This window comes from Oribacterium sp. KHPX15, from assembly GCF_900107835.1.
GTDB lineage: Bacteria > Bacillota > Clostridia > Lachnospirales > Lachnospiraceae > Oribacterium.
In genome coordinates this window covers 1-6,635 of sequence record NZ_FNRG01000059.1, presented here as the reverse complement: position 1 = coordinate 6,635, position 6,635 = coordinate 1, and the positions used below count along the sequence as shown (strand labels likewise).

The 6,635-nt window shown below is 40.0% G+C and carries 7 protein-coding genes, 1 tRNA gene and 1 rRNA gene; 1 reads left to right on the top strand and 8 read right to left on the bottom strand.

Features of this window, described 5'->3' with window-relative positions:
* The 3 genes from BLV86_RS16870 to tnpA all read right to left on the bottom strand — a co-directional run.
* A partial coding sequence (locus tag BLV86_RS16870) for a helix-turn-helix domain-containing protein (RefSeq protein WP_175456596.1) occupies window positions 1-270 on the bottom strand: 270 nt, incomplete at its 3' end.
* Window positions 248-439 carry a helix-turn-helix domain-containing protein gene (locus BLV86_RS16865; protein ID WP_044915878.1) on the bottom strand — a complete coding sequence of 64 codons (192 nt, stop codon included), beginning with the start codon at window positions 437-439 and terminating at the stop codon, window positions 248-250. The genes BLV86_RS16870 and BLV86_RS16865, both read right to left, overlap by 23 nt.
* A 44-nt stretch (window positions 440-483) precedes the next feature.
* On the bottom strand, window positions 484-900 hold the full coding sequence (gene tnpA / locus BLV86_RS18725) for an IS200/IS605 family transposase (protein ID WP_090819895.1): 417 nt from the start codon (window positions 898-900) through the stop codon (window positions 484-486).
* 759 nt (window positions 901-1,659) lie between these two features.
* Between tnpA and pap the strand changes: the two genes are divergently transcribed.
* Complete coding sequence (pap, locus tag BLV86_RS16855) at window positions 1,660-3,138, top strand: polyphosphate:AMP phosphotransferase (protein ID WP_090819892.1); 1,479 nt, start codon at window positions 1,660-1,662, stop codon at window positions 3,136-3,138.
* A gap of 82 nt (window positions 3,139-3,220) precedes the next feature.
* Here pap and BLV86_RS16850 read toward each other — a convergent pair whose 3' ends face one another.
* The 5 genes from BLV86_RS16850 to BLV86_RS16830 all read right to left on the bottom strand — a co-directional run.
* The gene (locus tag BLV86_RS16850; protein WP_090819889.1) at window positions 3,221-3,574 is read right to left on the bottom strand and encodes a DUF1622 domain-containing protein; all 354 of its coding nucleotides are present in this window, start codon (window positions 3,572-3,574) and stop codon (window positions 3,221-3,223) included.
* Between the two features lie 646 nt (window positions 3,575-4,220).
* Window positions 4,221-4,907, bottom strand: a complete 687-nt coding sequence (locus tag BLV86_RS16845; protein ID WP_090819886.1) for an FUSC family protein — start codon at window positions 4,905-4,907, stop codon at window positions 4,221-4,223.
* 250 nt (window positions 4,908-5,157) lie between these two features.
* Entirely contained in the window at window positions 5,158-5,883 is a 726-nt protein-coding gene (locus tag BLV86_RS16840) for a DUF554 domain-containing protein (protein WP_031554269.1), read from the bottom strand.
* Window positions 5,884-6,050: 167 nt separating this feature from the next.
* A tRNA-Asp gene (locus BLV86_RS16835) sits at window positions 6,051-6,124 on the bottom strand.
* Between the two features lie 246 nt (window positions 6,125-6,370).
* A 23S ribosomal RNA gene (locus tag BLV86_RS16830) occupies window positions 6,371-6,635 on the bottom strand; the annotation flags it as partial.

The following is a 6,635-nucleotide window of genomic DNA, read 5'->3' as shown; positions in this document are numbered from 1 at the left end:
GAAGTTCTTGTATGCCTTATCTAAATCTCTAAGAGATTGCTGCAAGGCAATAGAATCAACTTCTTTAAGCCATGAATACTCTTCAGTTTTCTTCATGGAAGTGAGCATGGAATTAGTTTCTTTATATCCAACAGAATTACCATTCTTGTATTCTTCAATACGAAGAGCAAGACCTGAGTTATATACAACTCTTGAGCAGCCAAATGTTTTTTGGATAATGGTTTCTTGTATTCTGTTTGGATAGATTCTAAATTCCATCCCTTTTGGCATTTACTATTTCCTCCAATTCAATCACTTTAGTTATTAGCCATATTACATAATCAGGCGTTTTACGAGTACCTTGTTCCCATGTTTGTACTGTACGCACATTAAGATGGAAACGTTTAGCAAATTGACTTTGTGAAAGTCCTGTTTTTTGACGTAACTCTAAAATTGTCATAAGTATTACCTCTTGAGATAATTATACGACATTGTTGTATATTGTCAAGTGTTCTTTCCTTGATTCTCTATGTAATATTTAAGAGTATCACTACTCACTTCACCAATACTACTTATAAAATATCCATCTGACCAAAATGTTTTCTCTTTCCAAAAGCATTTGCCGAGATAGGGAGAATATTTCTCCCAAATGTGAAATGAAGTGTACGATTTTAAAGTTCTTACATAATCTGACAAATCAATATTAGGTGTTGTTTCTATCATCATATGTAAGTGATCTTTGTCAACTTCCATATAATGTATCAGAACATTATGTTTGTTAGAGATGGTTTTAGTAAGTGTCTTCATATCTGAAGAGATATTATTAGCACTTAGCAAATGTCTGCGATATTTACATACTAAAATTAAGTGGTAACGAAGTAGATATTTATTTCGATTTCCATGTTTATATCCTTTATTCATGGGATATAATTATATCTTGTTTATCTCGCTTAGACGAGATGTTAATTTAGCAAAGCGGCTTTCATCCTCGGAGCTAAAGCTCCAAGGTTTTCAGCCGTGGAGATTTTATAAAATGCACCTTTCCGGTGGGGATGGCTCTCGCCGGTGGGGGACGGTTCTCGCATGTGGGGATGGCTCTCGCCGGTGAGGACGGTTCTTGCAGGTGGGGATCCTAATTCTTAAAATTATTTTATCTTTTTGTGACAGTATTGTGACAATTAAGATGATAGTATCTAGACATACAAAAGAAATCTTTTGGTAATCAAAAGGAGTTATAAAGGCGATGCGGAGCCCACACCCCTTCCATCCCCACCGCAGCCTTTTTACTTAATTAGAGAAGAGCCGGTATCTTAGCACCTCGTCTAGCTAAGATAGCGGTTCTTTTATTTTTGAAAAATTTTTATAAAAAAAGCTTATTTATCTAAACTATCCGCCGACGTATATATCAAGCCAATAATACATTGTTTTTTTATTATCTCCTTACAGACGTTGGAAGAGGGAACCATCGAAAGATGGTTCCTTCTTTCGTGTCAGCCAAGGATTGGAAATCGTGGAAGCCACGCTGTGATGAGCGGTTCAAAAGAATCCGCAAGTATTCTCTCTTTTCTACTCTTATTAATTTTGAATTTTCTGTCGAGATTAATGTATATATGTTTAGTTCGGAAATCGGCATTTATGCCTGACATCACATAGTCTGTCATCAAAAAGGAGACATTAAAAATGATTGACAATTATAATTCCATTCCAAAACCTGAGTCCGATGAAATAAAACAGCGTCTGGCTGTCGCTCATCAGCGTCTTTCGGAGCAACAGCTTCTCATGAAGGACAGCAAGCTGCCTGTATTTATACTTTTTGAAGGTTGGGGTGCAGCCGGAAAGGGCACTGTTCTCGGGCAGGTGATCAAGAACCTTGATCCCAGATTTTTCTCTGCGGTTTCGATGAAAGATCCCACCACCGAAGAACTAAGGAAGCCATTCCTGGCAAGGTATTTTGCTGAGATTCCGGAAGCCGGCCAGTTCAAGTTCCTTGATATGGGCTGGATGAGTGAAATTACTAAAGATGTTCTTTTTGACAAGATATCAAAGCGTGATTACAAAAACCGCATCGGCAGTATCCTAAGATTCGAGCGATCTCTCACAGATAACGGATACCTGGTACTGAAATTTTTCCTTCATATAAGCCATAAAGAGCAGACCAAACGTCTTGAGGCTCTTGCTGCGGACAAGGATACCGCATGGCAGGTCAATTCCTTCGATACGTGGGAAAACGAACATTATGATGAGTGCTATAAGGTTTACGACAGATTCCTTGAGGAAACTCACACCTCCACTATCCCCTGGAATGTCATTGATGCAAAATCCAGAAAATGGGCTGAACTTCAGGTAATGGAGACCATAGTTGCCGGAATAGATATTGCCCTTAAGAACCATACCCTGACAGTACCTCTTATTCAGAACATCTTCCCACTGAAGCGTATGCCTAAGCTTAAGGATGTGGACCTGAAGAAGACAATTTCCGAGGAAGATTACAAGACACAGCTTAAAGAGCTTCAGCTGAAGCTCAGGAATCTGAACAACGCCTGCTATCGTAAGCATATTCCGGTCATCATTGCCTATGAAGGCTGGGATGCTGCGGGAAAGGGCGGTAATATCAAGCGTATCACAGCTGCTCTTGACCCGAGAGGCTACATCGTTCATCCTATAGCAAGTCCGAAGCCCTTTGAAAAGAGCCGCCATCACCTGTGGCGTTTCTGGACCAGACTTCCCAAGACCGGTCATATCGCTATTTTCGACAGAACCTGGTACGGCCGCGTTATGGTAGAGCGTCTGGAAGGATTCTGTTCAGAGAATGACTGGCAGCGGGCTTACAATGAATTAAATGAGTTCGAGAAGGAGCTTAGTGACTGGGGCGCTGTTATCGTGAAATTCTGGATCCATATAGATAAGGAAACTCAGCTTGCCCGCTTTACTGACAGACAGAATACTCCTGAAAAACAGTGGAAGATCACGGAAGAAGACTGGCGAAATCGTGAGAAATGGGATCTTTACGAGCAAGCTGTTGACGAGATGATCGCAAAGACCAGTACGACTTACGCTCCATGGCATATACTTGAATCCAATGACAAGCAGTATGCCAGAATCAAGGCCCTTAAGACCATTTGCGCCGCAATGGAAAAGAAGCTGAAAGAAGCAAAATAAAATACAGAGAATTGTAGGTTCAATATTATAAAACAATTATCCCCGGAGGAACTCACAGAGTCACTCCGGGGATAGTTGTTTTTTATGCTTCTTTCGTCTTTACTTCCAGCAGATCCTTCTTCTCGTTCTTTATCTCCCAATGGATAAGGAAGGTAAGAAGTCCTCTGAGGATGATTATCGCGCCAAGTATCCCAAGCTCACTCCACTCACGGACAACTACGGTACGGAGAACCTCTCCACCCATCTTGAATTCAAGAGCTAAAGCAATACCCTCAGCCAGATCAAGACGCACATGCTGGTCATGATTGAGCCATCTTAAAAAACATTTAACTGCAGTCAAAACAAGTACCAGGATTCCTACCATTTCAAGCAGGATCGTACAAATCGCAACAACATTCTCAAGTACAAAATCAAGTACCGAAACCAAAGATTCCATAATTCATGTTCCCCTTCGTAATAGTATATCCAATATTATAAACTATAATCGATCTACATTATACCAGAATATGGTTTTATAAGGTAAACCCGGTAACAGTTCAGCCGGCAATGGTTCGCGAAGACCGTGGTCGACTTTTTTCCCCACCATCCGGAGTTATTGGAACCACTGATTGACCTTAAAACTCAGAATTCAGAATATAAGTCAATGTAATCTGCCATTCAGAATGACCCAAATCCTGATTACCTGAAATGAGTCAATGTAACCTGCCATTCAGGATGACTCAAATCCAGATTTTTTGAAATTGAGTCAATGTAACCTGCCATTCAGGATGACCCAAATCCAGATTACCTGAAATTGAGTCAATGTAACCTGCCATTCAGGATGACCCAAATCCTGATTATTTGAAATTGAGTCAATGTAACCTGCCATTCAGGATGACCCAAATCCAGATTACCTGAAATTAAGTCATTATAACCTGCCATTCAGGATGACTCAAATGCTGGTAACCGGAATATGGGTCAATGTAATGCCTTGTTCACTGCGAAAATAAGGCATCCTGGCTGAACTGTTACTTTTGAAATAAGGCATAATAAAAAGAAGTCGGTTTCATGATTTCCATGAAAACCGACTTCATCCTATCATATCAAAAACTATGTCTCTCAATATATTTTGCTTTTCTTTCCTCACGCTTTGCGGCTCTGCCTTCAGCATCAAGCTGTGGAAGTGAACCACACTTGTTTGCGTAGCTCCAGGCCCTGAAGCCCTCTGTCATAGCCTCGAAAAAAGTAAGGAGATCAACTCCCTTTTCACGATCTATCATTGTCGGGCGCAGCATGGATATACCAAGGCTTATAAGAACACCAACTCCTGTGTCGATGATTCTGGCAATTGTGTAGCTCACAAAATTGCCAACCGGCTGAGTACAGAGTACAACGAAATATACAACTGTACCGGGCTGTATAGCGTTGTTGGCACCCAGCATGAAATTAATCAGCATAACAAAGAATACACCGAGACAAAGATAAACCTCTCCGGGGATTCCGAAGGGAGTATTCATATAAAGCCAGTATGAAGGAATGACAACAAGACCTCCGATAAAGGTTCCCACAAATCTGTTAAATCCATTATGGAATCCCTCCTGGAACTGGCTGCCCATGCCATATACAGCACCAATACATGCAAAGCAGGGATTGCGGTCTCCAAGCAGATACTTATAAATAACAGCTGTGACAAAACAAGCTATAACTGTACGAATAATTCGATTTGTATATTTAGGGAATTTAATTTTTCCGGTAACTTTGCTAAACCCTGAGGTTTTTTCGCCTTCCATTGATCAGAACTCCTTTTATACATAATATAAAAATACATTTTTATCGAAAGGAGCTATTTTCCAATCAGCTGAAATTCTTATCACGTCAAGAACCTTTCGTAATACCTCTTAAAATAATATCTATTTTCATAATTTTTGCAATAGTATTTAATTGCATTTAAATGTATTTATTTTAATACAAAAATAGAACCTACTATTCATATAAATGAGTAAGTCCTAAATTAATATTTTTTATCGATTTTTTTGACGATCAGGATACTAACGGAATAATATAAGTACTCCATAAATGACTAATTGGCATCGCAATGACCATTGCAGGAATCATATCTGCAACTGGAAAATCCTTTAATTTCATCATTCTGAAGCCTGTCGCTATCAGAAGAACACCTCCGCAAGCTTTAAAATCATTAATCATCGTTTCTGTGCAAAATGGGTAAATTATATTGGCAAATGTAAACAAAGCTAAAAATATGATGCACTGTGGTATGGCTATAAAACTTGTCACAATTCCAAGGCTGCAAGCAAAAATCAATGCTGTAGCAATATCAAGAATAGATTTGGCAAGAAGTATACTGTGATCTCCAGTCATTCCTGAAACTATACTTCCAAATATGCCTGTACCACTGGCACAGAATAAAACAATGGCAGTAACCAATTGCTTCTTATAATCCTCGTCAAATGCCCCTTTTCCTTTAAAAACTTTGGAAATACAATTTCCCATCCAAAGTCCTCCGGCAGTTATCTTGTCCCCAAGCTTAATGGCAAAGCCAATAGCTGTACCTAAAAGAACGGCAAGCATAACAGCAGGCATATTGGATAAAAGTATCACCGAACAAATACCCATAGTCATAGCACAAACTCCAAAAATAGCATTCATGCTTTCAACTACTTTTTTTGATAATCCCGAGCCTAAAACGTTTCCTATCAGACCACCTAAAACAACAGCAGAAGCATTAACAATTACACCTATCGGCATATGACCCTCCCAAACTATTTTGAAATATTTCGTATATATCAGCAGCAGTACCTCAGAGCACCACACAAATATGCGCATCGCAAAAATAATAACATGTAATCTTTTGTCCATACATTTATATTTTCACGAACAAAAAAAGAAGTAGATCAACTACTTCTTCATCAAAGCGACCCGGGACGGAATCGAACCGACGACCTCCGCCGTGACAGGGCGGCGCTCTAACCGACTGAGCCACCGGGCCATATTACAAAGACAGAATCCTTTCGGATTCTTTTGAACCGCTCAAATTTTGTATCAATTTTTGAAAAAAATTGATATGTAGCGTCAGCCCTAGCGAAGCGAATCTAATTGGCTGACGTTCCCAATGCCGCGCGGCTCTTTAGATCTTTTTTCAAAAGATCTAAAGCAGTATCGTACCTTCAAAACAGCATACCATTTATGAATCATTCCCAGTAATCCATCTAAACCTCTAACCTTTCCAGCCTTTTTGGACAAGCCCTCGACCTATTAGTAACTATCACCTGAATGCTTTACAGCACTTACAGCTTAGCCCTATCTACCTCGTAGTCTTCAAGGGGTCTTACTCTTAACGATGGGATATCTCATCTTGAGGGTGGCTTCACGCTTAGATGCCTTCAGCGTTTATCCAGTCCCGACATGCCTACCCTGCACTGGAGTTGATCTCCAACAGGTCCAACAGAGGTCAGTCCATCCCGGTCCTCTCGTACTAAGGACAGCTCCTCTCAAATATC

Coding starts and splice junctions, on each gene's coding strand:
- BLV86_RS16865 (WP_044915878.1), bottom strand. CDS start 439: ATGACAATTTTAGAGTTACGTCAAAAAACAGGACTTTCACAAAGTCAA.
- tnpA (WP_090819895.1), bottom strand. CDS start 900: ATGAATAAAGGATATAAACATGGAAATCGAAATAAATATCTACTTCGT.
- pap (WP_090819892.1), top strand. CDS start 1,660: ATGATTGACAATTATAATTCCATTCCAAAACCTGAGTCCGATGAAATA.
- BLV86_RS16850 (WP_090819889.1), bottom strand. CDS start 3,574: ATGGAATCTTTGGTTTCGGTACTTGATTTTGTACTTGAGAATGTTGTT.
- BLV86_RS16845 (WP_090819886.1), bottom strand. CDS start 4,907: ATGGAAGGCGAAAAAACCTCAGGGTTTAGCAAAGTTACCGGAAAAATT.
- BLV86_RS16840 (WP_031554269.1), bottom strand. CDS start 5,883: ATGCCGATAGGTGTAATTGTTAATGCTTCTGCTGTTGTTTTAGGTGGT.